The sequence below is a fragment of the Variovorax paradoxus genome (assembly GCF_024734665.1).
Taxonomy (GTDB): Bacteria; Pseudomonadota; Gammaproteobacteria; order Burkholderiales; family Burkholderiaceae_C; genus Variovorax.
In genome coordinates, this window is the sequence record NZ_CP102931.1 from 6,547,044 (window position 1) to 6,564,273 (window position 17,230).

Genomic DNA, 17,230 nt, shown 5'->3' on the forward strand with positions numbered 1-17,230 from the left:
GAAATTCTATGCAAAGAATCACTTTGACCGTCATTGCCGCAGCAGCCACCCTCTCCCTCGCCGCCTGCGCCCCGCTGGGCGCTGGCAAGCAGGGCCCCACCGCCCAGCAGGAAGCCAACCGCCAGACCGTGCTCGCCTTCTATGAAAAAGGCTTGAACCAGAAGGATGCCGACGCGGCCCTGCAGTACGTGGGCAACCGCTACGTGCAGCACAACCCCACGGCGGCCGACGGCCCCGAGGGCTTTCGCAAGTTCATCGCGTTCCTGCGCGAGAAGTTTCCGAACTCGAAGAGCGAGATCAAGCGCAGCTTCGTCGATGGCGACTACGTGATCCTGCACGTCAACGCGATCCGCGAGCCGGGCACGCGCGGCAGCGCCATCGTCGACATCTTCAAGCTGGAGAACGGGAAGATCGTCGAGCACTGGGACGTGGTGCAGCCCGTGCCCGAGACCGCCGCGAACAAGAACGGCATGTTCTGACCCGTCCGCAATCCAGCCAGCAGCCAACGCCAGCCTGATGACCACGCCCACCGACCCCACCAAGCGCTTTCGCTCCGCCACCATTCGGGAGGGCACGATCCGCGCGACCACGCGCAGCTTTCTCCATGCGCTGGGCCAGGACGACGAGGACATCGCGCGCCCGCACATCGGCGTGTTCCACACGGGCGGCGAGATGAGCCCGTGCAACCTCAACCTGCGCGACCAGGCGCAGCACGCCAAGACCGGCATCTACGCGGGCGGCGGCACGCCGCACGAGTGCCCCGTGGTGTCGATCAGCGACGGGCTGACGATGGCGCATTCGGGCATGCGCTTCTCGCTGATCTCGCGCGAGCTCATTGCCGACAGCGTGGAAGCCTCCACGCGCGGGCACCAGTGGGACGGCATCTTCGCCATCGGCGCGTGCGACAAGAACCTGCCGGGGCTGATGATGGGCATGGTCCGCTGCAACGTGCCGAGCGTGTTCGTGCACGGCGGCTCCGCGCTACCGGGCCAGATGCCGGGGCCGGATGGCCGCGACCTGAACGTGGTCGACACCTACGAGACCATCGGCAAGGTGCTGGCCGGCACCGCCACGCACGACGAGCTCGACGCAATGAGCCGCGCCTGCCTGCCCACGGCCGGCGCCTGCGCGGGGCAGTTCACGGCCAACACGATGGGCATGGTGTCGGAGGCGCTGGGCCTGGCGCCCATCGGCTCCAGCATGGTGCCGGCCGTGTTCAGCGAACGCGCGCCGCTGATGCGCCGCGCCGCCAAGACGCTGATGAAGGCGGTGATGGGCGACAGCCCGCTGCCGCGCGACATCGTCACGCGCAAGGCGCTGGAAAACGCCTGCGCCATCGTCTCGGCCACGGGCGGCTCGACCAACGCAGCGCTGCACCTGCCGGCGATTGCGCACGAGGCGGGCATCAAGTTCCACCTCGACGACGTGGCCGAGGTTTTTGCCCGCACGCCGCTCATCGCCGACCTGCGTCCGGGCGGCCAGTACCTCGCGCGCGACGTGTTCTACATCGGCGGTGCGGGCGTCATCCTGCGCACGCTGCTGGAGCAGGGCTTCCTGCATGGCGACGCGCTCACCTTCACCGGCCGCACGATGGCCGAGGAGCTGGCTGGCGCGCTGGCGCCCGATGGCCGCGTGGTGCGCGAGGCCGGCAACCCGATCACGCGCGACGGCGGGCTGGCGGTGCTCAAGGGCAACCTCTGCCCCGATGGCGCGCTGCTCAAGACGGCGGGCCTCAAGGGCCTGGTGTTTCGCGGCCCGGCGCGCATCTTCAACTCCGAGGAAGAAGCGCAGACCGCCGTGCAGAACCGCCTGTACGAGGCGGGCGACGTGATCGTGATCCGCAACGAAGGCCCCAGGGGCAGCCCCGGCATGCGCGAGATGCTGGGCATTACCGCCCTGCTCTACGGCCAGGGCATGGGCGACAAGGTGGCGCTGCTGACCGACGGGCGCTTCTCGGGCGCGACACGCGGCCTGTGCATTGGCTATGCGGGGCCCGAGGCGGCGGACGGCGGCCCGATTGCGGCGCTGCGCGACGGCGACGTGATCGCCATCGACGCGCGGGCCGAGGCGCGCTCGATCACGGTCGAGCTTTCGGCCGAGGAAATCGCCGCGCGGCTCGCCCGACGTGAGGTAAACGTGGGGGTCGCCCGAGGTGGCTTGCTGGAAAAATACGCGCTCACCGTGCGCCCTGCCCACCAGGGCGCCGTGACCCACTCGGGCGCGGTCACCTGGCTGCGCGACGAGTCTTGATCCTCCATAACCACCGTCCGGAGAGAGACACCATGAGCTTCACGCGCCGCCAGATCCTGCAGACCACCAGCGCCTCGGCCTTGATGGCCAGCCTTGGCCAGAATGTTTTCGCGCAAGCGATGAACATCGAGACCGCCACCCTCGTCACCGGCTTCGCGGCCGGGGGCACCTCGGACACCACCTGCCGGCGCCTGGCGACCAGGCTCAGTCCGGAATACGCGAAGACCGTGGTGGTCGAGAACCGCACCGGCGCGGGCGGCCAGATTGCCGTGAGCTACGTGAAGAGCCGCCCGGCCGACGGCAGCACCATCCTGCAGACGCCGACCTCGATCCTCACGATCTACCCGCACATTTACAAGAAGCTGCCGTACGACCCGATGGTCGACATCACGCCGGTGAGCCTCGCCTGCATCTTCGACTTCGGCTTTGCCGTGGGTCCGGCCGTGCCGGCCAGCGTGAAGACGGTGCCCGAGTTCCTGGCCTGGGCCAAGGCCAACCCGGCAGGCGCCAACTTCGGCTCGCCAGCCGCGGGCTCCACGCCGCACTTCATCGGTGCGCTGCTGGGCCAGAAGGGCGGCGTCGAACTCAAGCACGCGGCCTATCGCGGCACGCAGCCGGCCATGCTCGACCTGCTGGGCAGCAACATCTCGGCGGTGTCGGGGCCCATCGGCGACATCACGCAGCACCTGCAGACCGGCAAGGTGCGCATCCTGGGTGTGTCTGGCGCCAAGCGCAGCCGCTTCGCGCCCGACGTGCCGACCTTCGGCGAACAGGGCATCAAGGACATGGCGCACAGCGAATGGTTCGCCTTCTTCCTGCCAGCCAAGGCCTCGCCCGAACTGGTGGCGAAGCTGAACACGGCCATGAAGAACGCGCTGGCGCAGAAGGACGTGATCGACGGCCTCGGCACCTTCGGCCTGGAAGCTGTGTCTTCCACGCCGGCCGAGCTGACCGAACTGCTCAAGAAAGACACCGCCAAGTGGGCGCCGATCGTCAAGGAAGTCGGCTTCACCGCGGAGGGTTGAAACACATGAAGGAACTGCCATGAACACACTCGCCACTCCAGCACCCTCGGCGCTGGTCCATCCCTCGATCCATCCTGACGAGCGCGCCGCGCGCGAAGAGCTCGCGGCCTGCTATCGCGTGTTCGCGATGCTGGGCTGGGTCGAGATGATCTACAACCACATCACGGTGCGGCTGCCCGACAGCGTGACCGGTGGCGAGAAGCAGTTCCTCATCAATCCCTTCGGCCTGCACTACAGCGAGGTCACCGCCAGCAATCTGGTGAAGATCGACCTGCACGGCAAGGTGCTCGACGGCTCGACCTACCCGGTGAACCCGGCCGGCTTCACAGTGCACGCGGCCATTCACGACGGCCTGCCCGGCGCGCACTGCGTGATGCACACGCACACCACCGCCGGCGTGGCCGTGGCCTGCCTGCAGGGCGGCCTGCAGCAGACCAATTTCTATACCGCGCAGCTGCACGGCATGGTGGCGTACCACGACTTCGAGGGCATCACGATCCATGCGGACGAAGGCCCGCGCCTGCTCAAGAGCATCGGCGACCGCAACGCGGTGATCCTGCGCAACCACGGCCTGCTGGCCTGGGGGCAGACGCTGCCGCAGACTTTCGCGATTTTGTGGACGCTGCAGCGAGCCTGCGAGATCCAGATGGCGACCTTCTCGATGGGCGCAGCCATTCCGGTGAGCGAAGAGATCGCGCAGCGCTGCACGCGCGACGCGCTGCAGTTCAGCCCCGAGCACGGCGCCGGGCAGGATGTGTTCAATGCACTCGTCCGCCAGGTGGACCGCATCGACCCTACGTACCGCAACTGAACCCGAAGCGACGGACCCCATGAAGATTTGCATTTACGGCGCCGGCGCGATCGGCGGATGGATCGGCATCGGCCTCGCGCAGGCGGGCCAACGGCTGAACGTGGTGGCACGCGGTGCCACGCTCGAGGCATTGCAGCGCGACGGCCTCTCGCTGATGCGCGGCGGCACGGGTGGAGAGGTGCGCACGCGCGTGCCCGTCAACGCCGTGGCCGACCCCGAGGCGCTCGGCGTGCAAGACCTGGTGGTCATCGCCGTGAAGGCGCCGGCCCTGGCCGGCGTGGCCGAACGCATCGGGCCGCTGATCGGCGCCGACACCATCGTGCTGGTCGCGATGAACGGCGTGCCGTGGTGGTTCCTCGAAGGCGGCTTCGGCGGCGAGATCACGGGCCACCGGCTCGCGGCGGTGGACCCCGACGGGGCGATTGCCAAGGCCATTCCGTCGCGCAACGTGATCGGCTGCGTGGTGCACGCAAGCTGCTCGCTCGACGGGCCGGGCGTGGTGCGGCATCACTTCGGCAACGGGCTGATCGTGGGCGAGCCTTCGGGCGAGGCCACGCCGCGCGTGCAGAAGCTGGTCGAGCTGCTGAAGAGCACCGGCATCGACACCACGCTGTCGCCGCAGATCCAGAAGGACGTGTGGTTCAAGCTGTGGGGCAACATGACGGTGAACCCGATCAGCGCGCTCACCGGCTGCACCACCGACCTGATCATGGGCGACGACTACGTGCGCGGCTTCATCTCGGCGGTAATGCTGGAGGCCAAGGAGATCGGGCGGCGCATCGGCATCGAGATCACGCAGAGCCCGGAAGACCGGCACGCCATCACCATGAAGCTCGGGGCGTTCAAGACCTCGATGCTGCAGGACGTGGAAGCCGGGCGCTCGGTGGAGCTCGATGCGCTTGTAACGGTGGTGCGCGAACTGGGCGAGCTGACGGCAGTGGCAACGCCCTTCACCGATGCGCTGCTGGGGCTGGCGCGCCTGCGAACGCGGCAGCTCGGGCTGTACTGAGCGCCTGCGCAGGCCCGCGCAGCGCACCAGGACCCAAGGTCAGGCGGTGCACAGGTTCGGTCCGCAGACTGCAAATGCAGCGTCTGCAGAACCCTGTACACCCTTTTTTCTTCTTGGGCTATCCTCTCGCCATTCGAATGCACGTAGCGATTTCTTACACATCAACAAGGCTATATGCGTGCTTGAGCGAAGGGGGAGACAGATAGATGCGCTTGATCTTCATCGAACTTCTGGTGGCCTTGGTACTGCTGCCCATCAGCGGCCTGTTCTGGTGGTGGGCCTTCGGCATGGGCGGCTTGGCTGTGGCCGGCTTTCTGCTGGTTGGCGGCGGCGCTCTGTACCTTGTCTTGCGGGGCGTGCGCTCGGCCAAGAACCAGCTCGGTCACCCCGGCGACGACCGTGAGCAATAGGCTTTGAGCCTTTTCGCCTGACACATTCGCATTCAATTTGGCAGGAAATTGGTGCAATTTGTTTTTTCGATCTCACCCGCCACGGCGTTGGCACGGCCGCATCTGAATTCTTTTTTCTGATTTGCCCGCCCCCACCATGGGCCAGGCGCGGCTTCATTGATTGAAATCCGAAACGTCCTTCGGCTGCCGAATGACGCAAATAAGAAAACACTACAAAAGTGTCAATCAGGCCGCCGTAAATCGCATTCCTTCTGAATTGAATCGGCAATTAGCCTGAAATCATTCATCGTTTTCCTGGGCAGATTTCGCACGGTCTTGGTGCTCCTGGCCCCGGCGGAGGGCGAGGAATTCCGGGAGTAATTCGAAAAGCCTATCGCCGCTTCACCTCGGACAGCGGCCGACTGGGTACCCTCCCGCACCATTGCTCGATGCTCAAACCGGGCAAACTGAAGCTCATAGCCCACGATTTGTCGGCTGTGTCCTACTTAGTTGACAATTGCTTACAAAGTAGAACGCAATGTCAAAAACCCTATGCGGGTGGCCTCTGTGGTTCGAGAGCCACGATTTCCCGTATCAATGGGGTAATTAATAAGTTGCATTTTCCATTTCGGCTGACGGCATCCTGACCAGCCGTTTGCCCCCTCGATTCCCAATGAAAAAGGGTCTCCGGAAGGGGAAGCTAGGGATAACCCTGCCCCCGGCGTGGTCGCACCACGAATGGACACGCCTTTTGCGTCTACTCCACGAAATAGCGGTGCTGCGAAGGCAGCGACAATTTCCTTTTCATTGCTCTCCCGATAAATCTCCGGTCAAGCCGGAAAAAGCGTCTTGGTAATAAAAAGAATTACCGGCGCAAATCGGGCTCGGGCTTTGCATATGAATCGCAGTTGTTGAAAAAACCAAGTTCGCAATGGAGTTCCATTTGACACGCTACCTGTACCTGATGGGGTGGAGTGCCGCCTTGGCCGGCGCGTTGATGCTTCAGGGCTGCGCACCGGGCTTTGGCTCCGTGGTGGCTTACGAGCCCGATCAGAGTCCGGCACCATCCCTTGCTGCCGACGGCACGCCGCAGGAGGCGCTCGTCCCCATCTCGCCGAACCTCATCCGCGCGATGGCCGAGGCGCAGCCGGCGGCGATTCCGCCCGACGTGAAGGCCCTGTTCGGCGAAGCCCCGGTCTACACGATCGGCCCGGGCGACGTCGTGGGCGTCATCGTCTACGACCACCCCGAGTTGCTGCCCAACGCCGGCGCCGTGATTTCCCAGCAGACGGACCCCACGGGCATCAGCGTGGCGCCGGGCTTCATCGTCGGCGCCAACGGGCAGATCAGTTTTCCGTACATCGGCCGGGTCCAGATGCAGGGCCTGACCGAGATCGAGGCGTCCGACGTGATCGCCAAGCGCATCGCGCGCTACATCAAGGACCCGCAGGTGACGGTGCGCATCCAGTCCTTCAGAAGCCGCCGTGCATTCGTGGAAGGCGAAGTGCGCACGCCGGGGCTGCAGCTCTTCACCGACGTTCCGATGACGCTGTCCGAAGCGCTCAACCGGGCCGGCGGCATCACGTCCAGCGGCGACCGTTCGTTCATCACGCTGACACGCGGCGACAAGACCACGCTCATCGACCTGCCCAAGCTGCAGGACCTGGGCAGCAACGCCAGCAAGATCCCGCTGCAGAACGGCGACGTGGTGCAGGTGCGCAACCGCGACGAGAGCAAGGTGTTCGTGATGGGCGAAGTCGCCAAGCCCTCGGCGCTGACCATGCACAACGGCAGGCTCACCCTCAACGAGGCACTGGGCGAGGCCGGCAGCGCAAGCCTGGGCACGGCGAACACGGGGCAGATCTACGTCGTGCGCAACAACGCCAACAACACGAAGGGCTCGCCGTCGGTCTTCCACCTGAATGCGAAGAACCCCGCCGCGCTGGCGCTGGCCGAGCGCTTTCCGCTGCAGCCGCGCGACGTGGTCTACATCGACTCGGTGCCGCTGGCCACCTGGAGCCGGGTGGCCAGCCTGATCCTGCCGGCGACCCAGGCGCTCTACTACAGCGACCAGGTCTACATGAACCACCGATGAGATCCGTACTGACAGTCTGCATCGGCAACATCTGCCGAAGCCCGATGGCGGAAGGCCTTCTTGCCGCGGGATTGCCGCATTTGCGCGTGTTCTCCGCGGGCACAGGCGCGCTCGTCGGCAAGCCGGCCGACCCGATGTCGCAGGCGCTCATGCGAAGGCGCGGCATCGACATCTCGGACCACATCGCGCAGCAGGTGAGCCAGATGCTGTGCCGGCAGGCCGACCTGATCCTGGTGATGGACCGGGAGCAGCGCCGCCACCTCGAAGCGACCTACCCCTTTGTGCGCGGCAAGGTCTTCCGCATTGCCGAGTTCTCGGTCGCGCAGGACGTGCCCGACCCGTATGGAAAAGACGAGGCGGCATTCGAGCACGCCCTGGCCCTGATCGATGCCGGCGTCCGGACATGGATCGAACGCATTCTGAAAATCACAAAACCCGAGCAGCAACCGACATGAACGCACCCCCGCAAGCCGCGCCGATGCCGATGCAAGCGCTGGAAGAGGATGGCGACGGCATCAACCTGGCCGAGTACCTGGACATCCTGATCGACCACCGCTGGCTCGTCGCGGCCATCGTTGCCGTGACAGTGCTCCTGGGCACTGCCTACGCCTTCCTCGGCAAGCCCGTCTACGAAGCGAACGTCGCAGTGCAGGTGGAAGATTCCGGCAACTCCGCAGGCAGCTTCCTGGGCGATGCCGCCTCCTCGCTGCTGAGCGTGAAGACGCCTGCCGCGGGCGAGATCGAAATCCTTCGCTCGCGCGCCATCCTCGGCAAGGCCGTGGAGAACACCAAGCTCTACATCAGCGCGCGGCCGCGATATGCCCCCATCGTGGGCAGCTGGCTCGCCCGCCGCGCCACCGAGCTGTCGGACCCCGGCTTCATGGGGCTTTCGGGCTACGTGACGGGCACCGAGAGCATCCTCGTTCCGAGGTTCGACGTTCCCGCTGATTTCGAGGAGAAGCCATTCACGCTGACCCTCGGGGCCGACGGCCAGTACGAGCTGAGCAACCCCGACATCGACACGCCGATGAAGGGCGCCATCGGCACCTTGCTGGTGGCGAGCGTTCCCGGCGTTCCGAACGGCAGCGTGAGCCTGCTGGTCAGCAGCATCAACGCGAAGCCGGGCGCGCAGTTCCAGCTCGTGCGGTCTTCGACGCAGCTGACGCTGCTGGCGCTGCAGGACAACCTGAAGGTTGTGGAGAAAGGCAAGCAGTCGGGCGTGCTCGATGTCAGCTGGAGAAGCGGCGACGCAGAAAAACTGACGCAGCTGCTCAACGAAATCGGCCGCCTCTACGTTCGCCAGAACATGGAGCGCAAGGCCGCCGAGGCCGAGAAGACACTGGGCTTCCTGGACGGTGCGCTGCCCCAGTTCAAGAAGCAACTGGAGCAATCCGAAGACATCTACAACCGCTACAGAAACCAGAACGGCACGGTCAGTCTCGACGACGAGGCAAAGAACGCGCTGACCCAGACCGTCGACCTGCAGTCCAAGCTGCTCGAGGCGGAACAGAAGCGGCGCGAACTCACCGCGCGCTTCACGGGCGAACATCCCGCCGTCCAGACGCTGGACTCCCAGGTCGCAGCATGGAAGAGCGCGCTCGCGTCCGTCGATGCGCGCATCCGCAAGATGCCGGAGCTGCAGCAGAACACCGTTCGCATGCAGCGCGACATCAAGGTGAATACCGACCTGTACGTGTCGCTTCTCAACAGCTCGCTGCAGATGCGGCTGGCCAAGGAAGGCAAGGTGGGCAATGTGCGCCTGCTGGACGACGCCATCGTTCCGGAAGAGCCGGTGTGGCCCAAGCGGCCCCTGGTCATCGCGCTGGCCGTGATCCTGGGGCTGGCTGCCGGCATCGGCGCCGCGGTTGCAAGGAGCTCGTTCTTCGGCGGCATCCGCAATCCGGGAGAAATCGAAAGCCACACCGGGCTCAACGTCTACAGCAGCATTCCGCTGAGCGCCGCCCAGCGCACGATCGAGAGGAACATCGAGAACAAGGTCGTCGGCAAGCATGTTCTGGCGCACCTGTTCCCCGAAGACCCCGCGGTGGAAAGCCTGCGCAGCCTTCGCACCGCGCTGCAGTTCGCCATGCTGGAAGCGACCAACAACCGCCTGCTCATCTCCGGCGCGACGCCTGGCGTGGGCAAGACCTTCATCTCGATCAACTTCGCGGCAATCACCGCGGCAACCGGAAAGCGGGTTCTGCTGATCGACGCGGACTTGCGCAAGGGCCGCGTGAATCAATTCCTCTCGATCCCGCGGTCTTCCGGCCTGTCCGAATTGATCGCCGGAACGCTCGACTTCGAGAAAGCGATTCGCCCGTCGGCCCTGCCGAATCTGGACGTCATTACTACGGGTGTGCTTCCGCCCAATCCGGCCGAGCTGCTGACGAGCGATTCCTTTGTCCAGGTACTGGAAAAGTTATCTCCGCTATACGACCTCGTCATCATCGACACGGCCCCGGTTCTCGTTGCCGCGGATACCGCATCGGTTGCCCCGCTTGCGAGCACTTTGCTACTCGTTGCACGCGCCGAAAAAACCCAGCTCGGCGAATTGAATGAAAGCGTCAGAAGACTTGCGCATGCAGGTCGCACGGTAAATGGCGTAATTCTGAATGCTATTGATCTAACTCGCCGCCACGCTGGAAGCGGGAGTTACAAATATGGTGCTTACAAGCATTTACAATATACATACAATACCAACAGGGATTCCACCTAGACCGCGAAATTTGGAGTTAAATTCAAAATCATGAGCATGGAATTTTGTTCCAACTCATCGATTAAATACTCAATTAGTATTCGGAGTAATAAGGCACTACAAATGGCGATTAGTCCATTTGTATTGCCTTCATCGAGTCATTTGGCCGCGCAATAGTTTCTGCATTGCAGATCCTACGAGGCATTTGTGCGGGTCGTCTCGGCCAAAAAACCAAGGCCATAACAGAGGACATGCAGGCATTTGCCTGCGTGAGGAAAGGTGCGTCAAAAATGAAATCATTTCGACGAGAAATCTTGTCGCGCTTCAAATCCGGGCGGAGAAATCCCATGGGAAATCTCCACCCTGAAGAATCGCTGGTACCGCAAGGCTGGAATATTTCGGACGCAAGCGGTGAAATGTCCCGAGGCGGCTCGCAAACCGGAATTCATCATCCGGCCGTACTGCGGCTAGGGAAAAGGTCGGTAGACATTGCCGCCGCGCTGTTCTTTTTTGCCGCATTCGGCTGGCTCTTCGTGCTGATCGGCCTCTTCGTGCTGATCAGCTCCGGATCTCCGGTTTTGTATTACCAGTCGCGCTACGGAAAAGACGGACGAATATTCAGGTTCTACAAATTCCGCTCGATGATCGCCAATTCGGCCCAGGTGCTCGAGGAACATCTGAAAAGCAATCCAGAGGCACGCCGCCAATGGGATGAATACCAAAAGCTGGACGACGATCCACGGATCACGCGTTTCGGCAAATTCATCCGCAAGACCAGCCTGGACGAACTGCCGCAATTCTGGAACGTGCTGACAGGCGACATGAGCCTCATTGGCCCTCGCCCCTGCATGCTCGAGCAGAGGGAGCTCTACGGCCAGAACTGGTCGCACTACTGCGCTGTCCGCCCCGGAATCACGGGCCTGTGGCAGGTCAGCGGTCGCAATCAGCTGACCTACAACGCACGCGTTGCGTTGGACGTGAGGTATGTCGAGACCCTTTCCGTCGGGAAGGACGTGGACATCTTCTTCAGAACCATCTGGGTGGTTGCTGCCGGTCACGGGTCCCGATGAATTTCATCGGTCCCGGATGATCGGCTCCGGCCGGGCCGGCCGGACAGATTTTCCTTCGCTTTCGAAATGATTGGATTGGAATCCACATGCGGATGAGCCACGCCATTCCGGGACCGGCGGTGAGAAGAAGAAGCACGCGCCGCTTCAATCAATTCTCGATTGCCGGAATACTGATCGTGCTCGTGTACACGATCATCTACGCATATTTCAGGGAAATGCTCCCCGAGAAATGGAGCGTGGACTCGGCAAAGATCATCGAGATCCTCAATTACGGCGGCACGGGCGACATGGACAACTCGTTCGCAGTCACCGCCGCCCTGTTCGCCGTTATCGGGGTCGACAACCTGGACGTTTTCACCTGCGGCGTGAGCATCATATTTTTGTTTTTCGCGACTCACGACGTTCGCAAGACCGGCGACTTTTTCGCCAGGCTGCTGCTGATTGCGCCTTGCATCATGCTGAACATGTTTGCGCCGTCCAAGGAGACGGTCGTGCTCATCATGACCATGTTCATTACCGTTTCGACCATCTATTTTCGAACGTCGAAAGTACTTACCGTCGGTGCCTTCCTTTTTCTTTACGCGATCTACGGGGTCTTTGTACGGCAATATTATTTGTTGATTGTCGGCGTGTTCTTCATGGTCTATTACCTGTGGCGACGCCCTCTTAAATATCACATTCTGGCCGCCATCGTGGTCGTCGGCGCGATCATGGCGGCGCCTTCCAGTATTTTGCAGACGCTTCAATCGCCGCGAGATACCTCGAATGCCTACGCGGAACAAATTGGCAGCGACAACAGAACGGCCTTTACCAATATTGCGTCTCCCGCCACCGGCCCCGGCTTCCTGGTCAATTACGTCTATGCAGCAACGGTGCTGATCACGCCGGTTCTTTATTTTCAGACTGCGAGCGACGCGTTCATGCAATTGATGATCGCAGCCATGCTGATCATTCTGTACAGGGCCCGGCGAAAGTCAAAGCGCGATCCGGATCGGTTCGAGCCACGTTTTTTCGGCAGCCTTTTCATAGCGCACATTCTTGTGCAATTGATATTTGAACCAGATCTCGGCAGCTTCACCAGGCATTTGACTTCCGTAATGCTCTACATCATTGCCATCAAAGTTTCCGAGAACAAAGCAGTCTCCAGATGAAAAAAATCCTGATTTGTGCGGTGCCGTACAGCGACAACCTGGGTGACGGGGTCATCGCGGCGTCGCTGGCTCACATCGCCGGCATGAAATATCCGGAGGCGAAGGTGGAGTTCCTCGACATCGCCGGCCGCGTTGCGTTCGACGAATCGAATCTGCGCGGCGGCGGCGCATTCGAAATCTTCCAGAAGATGCCGGCCCTGATGCGATCGGCAATCGTTTTTGCGTACTGCCTCAAGAACTACCTCCTGGGCTGGCGCAGGCAATGGAAAGCTGCAGTAGATGACGCGGATCTGGTCCTCATCGGCGGCGGCCAGCTGTTCTGCGACGTGGCGCTGAACTTTCCCGCCAAGCTGTTTCTGCTGAGCAGGTTGCTTCTCGGCAAGAAGGTCGCGGTGGTCTCGGTTGGCGTCACGGCCAAATGGTCGTTCTGGGGGAAATTTCTGGTCAAGAAATTCCTCAAGAATGCCGCCCCCGTTTTCTACGCGACGCGCGATGTGGATTCGGCGAACAACCTGCACGCGTTCTTCGACATTCCGCGCAGCGAGATCAAGGTCGTTCCCGACCCCGCGCTGGTTTGCGCGAGCGCTTTTTCGAACGAGCTTTCTCCGGACAAGAAGTGGGACGTGGGAATCTGCGTCAGCAGCCTCGATGCGCTGGTGATGAATTCCGAATACGGAGACACGCGCACCAGCGGGTCGGCGGAATTCTTCTCTGGTCTGGCCGAAGCATTGCAGGCGGAAGGCGCGCGAGTGCTGTATTTCACGAACGGCGCGGCGGAGGACAACAAGATCCTTGCCGAGATTTCTTCTTCGCGGGCAGCCGCGCCGGGCTTCTCGTTCGTCGTTCCCAGGCGCCCCGACGATCTTGTTGCGCTGATCAGCGCCTGCTCGTGCATTGCGGCGCACCGGCTGCACGCAAACATCGTCGCCTACAGCCTGAACATTCCCTCTATCGGGATGAATTGGGACAAGAAGGTCGAGTCCTTTTTCCAGCTGACGGACCGAACCCAGTATCTGTTCGGCCTGTCCCCCCGCCGGGAAGAGCTGAAGGCCTCCGTACTGAATCTGCTCAACGAAAAAAATGCCGACCGCAGAAGACTGGACGAATTGAAGACCGAAGTCATCGCCGGAACCCACGCATTGATCTGAGGAGCGAATCTCCATGAAAGTACTGCACGTTGCCGAAACGCTCAAGGGTGGGTTGGAAACTTATCTTCGGATCGTTTCGAATTTCCAGAAGAACTCGCCGGAAATCAGCCAGGTGAAGTTCATATTGCCTGGAACGGTCGATTGGCTGACCCCCGAGAGCGCCCACGTGGTGCCCACCGCCCGCAGCCCCCTGTCCCTGGTGGGCTACGCCGCGCGCGTGAAGAAGATCATCGAATCGGAGCGCCCCTCCGTGCTCCACCTGCACAGCTCGATTGCAGGGGGCATCGTCCGGGTCATGGCCATGCTCGGGCAGATACCCAGCGAGGTGAAGATCGTCTATTGCTCCCACGGCTGGGCCTTCGATCAGGCTGCGTCCCGCTACAAGAAGTCGGCCTACCGATGGATCGAGCGGCTGCTTTCCTCGCGCAGCGACGCCATCATCTGCATCAGCCGCCATGAGGTCAGGATCGCGTCGAAATCCGGCATCAGGCGATGCACATGCATTCCCAACGGGATCGATTCCGTCAGTCCCAGGCTGCCGAGTCAATTGCTGCCTGGTGAAGCCGAACACAGCCCGCGAAAGGTCCTGTTCGTCGGCCGGCTCGACCGGCAAAAGGGAATCGACGTCCTGCTCGACTCGTACAACAGGGTGAAGCCGAATTTCAAGCTGATCGTCGTCGGCGATGCCGTGCGGAATGATCTTTTTCTTGCCAAGGCCGATCGGGTCGAGTTCAAGGGCTGGCTGGAAAAAGACGAGCTGGACGCCGTCTACCAGGACTGCGACGCCATCATCGTTCCGTCGAGATGGGAAGGCTTCGGGCTCGTTGCAGTCGAAGCAATGGCGAGGAGCAAGGCGGTTTTTGCGTCCGCCGTGGGCGGTCTTGTCGACATCGTTGAAGACGACAGGAGCGGCCGGCTCTTTTCCCTGGAGCAGATGGACCGGATGCTGCGGGAAATCGACGGCATCCCCAATGAAACCCTGCGGCAGATGGGACAGACCGGGCGAAAGATCTTCGAAGAGAAGTTCACTTCGCAGCGAATGAACGCCGCCATCGTCGATCTGTACAAGGAGTCGGTTCTGCCATGAGGATTTCTGGTTTGCTTGCCCGAGCGCTGGGCACCTTGCTGTTCATTGCTGCGTCCGTCATCAGCCCGGCCCAGGCCAGAGGCATCGACGGCCTTACCTCGGAGTACCCGGTTGCGCTGAGCGTGCAGATCGATCCCGCGACCATCACGGACGACGACCTGCATGAAATACGTGCGGCCGGTTTCGAGTTCGTGCGGTTCGGCGTGCGGCCACCGCTGAAAAGCGTCAACCCCAATTTGATCGACTACCCGGGCCTGATCCAGCGCGTGCGCAAGGCCAGGCTCGAAGCCATCGTCACCTTGTTTGGTGGCCGCGAAATCTGGGGGCACGAGCCCTCGGACCTGCGTGGTGGCAACCGCAGCAGGGAAACCATGTTCGCGGACTTTGCGAGCGACTTCATGAAGGCGCACACCACCGATGTCGCCGTCTGGGAGATATGGAACGAGCCGGACAACAAGACATTCCTGCAGCCCAGCCTCCTTTCGAACTTCGGCACCGCCTCGTCGGAGCTGTGCAACAAGCTGACGCAGCAAAAGATCCAGCCGAACATCGTCATCGGATACGGCTTCGCGAAGCTGCCCTTCGCCGGAGGCAAGGTTCCTTCGGAGCTGGAAGATGCCTTTGTCTCGGCCGCCAGGACCGACTGCCTGACGGACATCTCGATTCATCCATACCGCTCGGTTCCCGAAACGGCGCTGGCCGACTACCAGAAGCTGCGTGCGCAACTGGACCAGCGGCAGCTGAAGAAGACCGGCATCGTCGCTTCGGAATGGGGCTACGCCTCGTACATGCCGGTTCGCGACCGCAACGCCCAGGCTTCATTGATCTTCAGGGAGTACCTGATCAATGCCGCCGCGGGCATCAAGCTTCTGAACCTCTACTCCTGGCGCGACAGGGGGCAGTCTTACTTTTCGAAGGAAGACAACTTCGGAATCAAGTCCAAAGCCGGAGAAAAGAAGGAGGCCTACTCCGCGCTGACCGAATTTCTCAAGATCGCCAGGCACTCCCAGAAGGTGTCGTACCAGGATGCCAAGGGCATGAGTCAGCTCGTGCTGCGTCGCGGCGAGTCCTTGCTGCACGTGGTCTGGACACAGGGCCCGGAACAAACCGCGTCGGTCCCCGCGGGCAGCGGCAAGAAATGCACGCGCGTCGACTTCTTCCCCCAGATGCGTGAAGGCAGTTGCGGAAGCCCGTCGGGTGGGAGCTTTTCTGTGAAGGCGACTGCCAATCCCGTTTTGCTGTCCATATCGGACTGAACGGGATGAAGCATCTGTCCGGACTCAGAAAGCGTCTTGGTGGTCCGATCTACGCCGTTGCAGACCAATGCATATACAGCGCGAGCCAACTGCTGCTGAGCTTTGCGCTGGCCCGCGTGCTTTCGCCTTCGGATTTCGGCGTTGCCTCCGCATTCCTGGCGGTGAGCAGCTTTCAATACATCCTGCACATGGCCATGGTGCATGAGCCCTTGCTGATCAAGCGCTACTACGCGCATCGATCCGCGGCATGGCTCTCATGGGCTCTGGTGGTTCTTTTTTCTCTTCTGGGGTACGCGGCCTGGCAAGTGGCGGCTTTTCCCGGGCAGCTGCACTGGGTGGGCGTGGCCTTGATCGTCGGCTACGAGATCTTCTGGATCTCGCGCAGCCTCCTGCTCACGGGGCGGCGGTACGGAATTCTTTGCATTACCGGTGTGCTGGTCAGCGTGGGGTATGTCGCCATCCTGAAAGCCGAAAAGCCCGCGACATGGATGGAAGCCCTGCTGCTGATTTCCATCATCCAGGTTCCGTTTCTTTTTCTGGTGCTCAGGAATGCGGGGAACGTGATGCTTCCGCTTCCGGCAGCGAAAGCCGCGCAAGGGCTGACGGTCGGCGAATCGATGGCTTATGGCTGGAAGGCCAGCCTCTCCCAGTTCATGAGCTGGATCATGACGGGAGGGGCCATCCTGCTGCTCGGCTCTTCGGCAGACTCCGAGCAGGGTGGCTTGCTCAAGATCTACATCACCTTCCTGCTGCCGATGCAGTACGTGCTGTCGGCGCTTGGCTACTACCTGCTTCCGCAACTGGCGGCGAACTGGAATTCCGAAGGACGAAAAAAGGCCTTCCGCGATTTCATCAAGTTCGTGCTGCTCGGGTTCGTGATTGCCGAAGGGGTCGGCGTCTTGCTGGGCCTGCTGGGGCCCCGCCTCGTCGTCCTGGCATTCGGCCCGAACTACAAGGGAATGGACTTTTCCCCCTTCTTCTATGCGCCCGCGATCTTCGGGCTGACCATGTGCCTGCGGACGGGCTTCAGGGCGGCCGCACGGCCAGGTGCCCTCTTGCTGTGCTCGATCGTCGGCGCCGTGGTGTTCGCCATTCTGATGTTCGCGGCAACGCCACCCATCTCATACATCCAGACCATCCGCGCCATGACATGGGGCTTCGCCTGCATGGCCGCTTTGATGATCGGCTGGCTGTTCTATTTCATGCGAGCGACAACGACAGGGGAGAGTGCCTGAAAACGGGCA

Annotated in this window: 15 protein-coding genes; all 15 read left to right on the forward strand. The window is 62.0% G+C overall.

Annotated features, from left to right (window positions below):
• Window positions 1–8: 8 nt before the first annotated feature.
• The 15 genes from NWF24_RS30630 (at window position 9) to NWF24_RS30700 (ending at window position 17,221) form a co-directional block, all read left to right on the forward strand.
• Window positions 9–479: a nuclear transport factor 2 family protein gene (locus NWF24_RS30630; RefSeq protein WP_258351806.1), complete on the forward strand. Its 471-nt coding sequence runs from the start codon at window positions 9–11 to the stop codon at window positions 477–479.
• Between the two features lie 37 nt (window positions 480–516).
• Window positions 517–2,250, forward strand: a complete 1,734-nt coding sequence (gene ilvD / locus NWF24_RS30635) for a dihydroxy-acid dehydratase (RefSeq protein WP_258351807.1) — start codon at window positions 517–519, stop codon at window positions 2,248–2,250.
• A gap of 32 nt (window positions 2,251–2,282) precedes the next feature.
• Window positions 2,283–3,275 carry a Bug family tripartite tricarboxylate transporter substrate binding protein gene (locus NWF24_RS30640; RefSeq protein ID WP_258351808.1) on the forward strand — a complete coding sequence of 331 codons (993 nt, stop codon included), beginning with the start codon at window positions 2,283–2,285 and terminating at the stop codon, window positions 3,273–3,275.
• A gap of 19 nt (window positions 3,276–3,294) precedes the next feature.
• Window positions 3,295–4,086: a class II aldolase/adducin family protein gene (locus NWF24_RS30645; protein ID WP_258351809.1), complete on the forward strand. Its 792-nt coding sequence runs from the start codon at window positions 3,295–3,297 to the stop codon at window positions 4,084–4,086.
• Window positions 4,087–4,105: 19 nt separating this feature from the next.
• Complete coding sequence (locus tag NWF24_RS30650; protein ID WP_258351810.1) at window positions 4,106–5,095, forward strand: 2-dehydropantoate 2-reductase; 990 nt, start codon at window positions 4,106–4,108, stop codon at window positions 5,093–5,095.
• A gap of 206 nt (window positions 5,096–5,301) precedes the next feature.
• A complete protein-coding gene (locus NWF24_RS30655; protein ID WP_176928761.1) occupies window positions 5,302–5,505 on the forward strand; it encodes a hypothetical protein in 204 nt (67 codons plus the stop codon).
• 910 nt (window positions 5,506–6,415) lie between these two features.
• Window positions 6,416–7,579 carry a polysaccharide biosynthesis/export family protein gene (locus tag NWF24_RS30660; protein ID WP_258351811.1) on the forward strand — a complete coding sequence of 388 codons (1,164 nt, stop codon included), beginning with the start codon at window positions 6,416–6,418 and terminating at the stop codon, window positions 7,577–7,579.
• On the forward strand, window positions 7,576–8,034 hold the full coding sequence (locus tag NWF24_RS30665) for a low molecular weight protein-tyrosine-phosphatase (protein ID WP_258351812.1): 459 nt from the start codon (window positions 7,576–7,578) through the stop codon (window positions 8,032–8,034). Before NWF24_RS30660 ends, NWF24_RS30665 begins: the two co-directional genes overlap by 4 nt.
• Window positions 8,031–10,295 (forward strand): polysaccharide biosynthesis tyrosine autokinase, encoded by a 2,265-nt coding sequence (locus NWF24_RS30670; protein ID WP_309148890.1) that lies wholly within the window; start codon window positions 8,031–8,033, stop codon window positions 10,293–10,295. Before NWF24_RS30665 ends, NWF24_RS30670 begins: the two co-directional genes overlap by 4 nt.
• Window positions 10,296–10,621: 326 nt before the next feature.
• Window positions 10,622–11,344, forward strand: coding sequence for a sugar transferase (locus NWF24_RS30675; RefSeq protein ID WP_258351815.1), 723 nt, complete (start codon window positions 10,622–10,624; stop codon window positions 11,342–11,344).
• 92 nt (window positions 11,345–11,436) lie between these two features.
• The gene (locus NWF24_RS30680) at window positions 11,437–12,495 is read left to right on the forward strand and encodes a hypothetical protein (protein WP_258351816.1); all 1,059 of its coding nucleotides are present in this window, start codon (window positions 11,437–11,439) and stop codon (window positions 12,493–12,495) included.
• On the forward strand, window positions 12,492–13,643 hold the full coding sequence (locus NWF24_RS30685; RefSeq protein WP_258351817.1) for a polysaccharide pyruvyl transferase family protein: 1,152 nt from the start codon (window positions 12,492–12,494) through the stop codon (window positions 13,641–13,643). The genes NWF24_RS30680 and NWF24_RS30685 overlap by 4 nt, the downstream gene beginning before the upstream one ends.
• Window positions 13,644–13,656: 13 nt before the next feature.
• The gene (locus NWF24_RS30690) at window positions 13,657–14,730 is read left to right on the forward strand and encodes a glycosyltransferase (protein WP_258351818.1); all 1,074 of its coding nucleotides are present in this window, start codon (window positions 13,657–13,659) and stop codon (window positions 14,728–14,730) included.
• Entirely contained in the window at window positions 14,727–15,986 is a 1,260-nt protein-coding gene (locus tag NWF24_RS30695; protein ID WP_258351819.1) for a hypothetical protein, read from the forward strand. The genes NWF24_RS30690 and NWF24_RS30695 overlap by 4 nt, the downstream gene beginning before the upstream one ends.
• 5 nt (window positions 15,987–15,991) lie before the next feature.
• The gene (locus NWF24_RS30700; protein WP_258351820.1) at window positions 15,992–17,221 is read left to right on the forward strand and encodes a lipopolysaccharide biosynthesis protein; all 1,230 of its coding nucleotides are present in this window, start codon (window positions 15,992–15,994) and stop codon (window positions 17,219–17,221) included.
• Window positions 17,222–17,230 lie beyond the last annotated feature (9 nt).

Coding starts and splice junctions, on each gene's coding strand:
- NWF24_RS30630 (WP_258351806.1), top strand. CDS start 9: ATGCAAAGAATCACTTTGACCGTCATTGCCGCAGCAGCCACCCTCTCC.
- ilvD (WP_258351807.1), top strand. CDS start 517: ATGACCACGCCCACCGACCCCACCAAGCGCTTTCGCTCCGCCACCATT.
- NWF24_RS30640 (WP_258351808.1), top strand. CDS start 2,283: ATGAGCTTCACGCGCCGCCAGATCCTGCAGACCACCAGCGCCTCGGCC.
- NWF24_RS30645 (WP_258351809.1), top strand. CDS start 3,295: ATGAACACACTCGCCACTCCAGCACCCTCGGCGCTGGTCCATCCCTCG.
- NWF24_RS30650 (WP_258351810.1), top strand. CDS start 4,106: ATGAAGATTTGCATTTACGGCGCCGGCGCGATCGGCGGATGGATCGGC.
- NWF24_RS30655 (WP_176928761.1), top strand. CDS start 5,302: ATGCGCTTGATCTTCATCGAACTTCTGGTGGCCTTGGTACTGCTGCCC.
- NWF24_RS30660 (WP_258351811.1), top strand. CDS start 6,416: ATGGAGTTCCATTTGACACGCTACCTGTACCTGATGGGGTGGAGTGCC.
- NWF24_RS30665 (WP_258351812.1), top strand. CDS start 7,576: ATGAGATCCGTACTGACAGTCTGCATCGGCAACATCTGCCGAAGCCCG.
- NWF24_RS30670 (WP_309148890.1), top strand. CDS start 8,031: ATGAACGCACCCCCGCAAGCCGCGCCGATGCCGATGCAAGCGCTGGAA.
- NWF24_RS30675 (WP_258351815.1), top strand. CDS start 10,622: ATGGGAAATCTCCACCCTGAAGAATCGCTGGTACCGCAAGGCTGGAAT.
- NWF24_RS30680 (WP_258351816.1), top strand. CDS start 11,437: ATGAGCCACGCCATTCCGGGACCGGCGGTGAGAAGAAGAAGCACGCGC.
- NWF24_RS30685 (WP_258351817.1), top strand. CDS start 12,492: ATGAAAAAAATCCTGATTTGTGCGGTGCCGTACAGCGACAACCTGGGT.
- NWF24_RS30690 (WP_258351818.1), top strand. CDS start 13,657: ATGAAAGTACTGCACGTTGCCGAAACGCTCAAGGGTGGGTTGGAAACT.
- NWF24_RS30695 (WP_258351819.1), top strand. CDS start 14,727: ATGAGGATTTCTGGTTTGCTTGCCCGAGCGCTGGGCACCTTGCTGTTC.
- NWF24_RS30700 (WP_258351820.1), top strand. CDS start 15,992: ATGAAGCATCTGTCCGGACTCAGAAAGCGTCTTGGTGGTCCGATCTAC.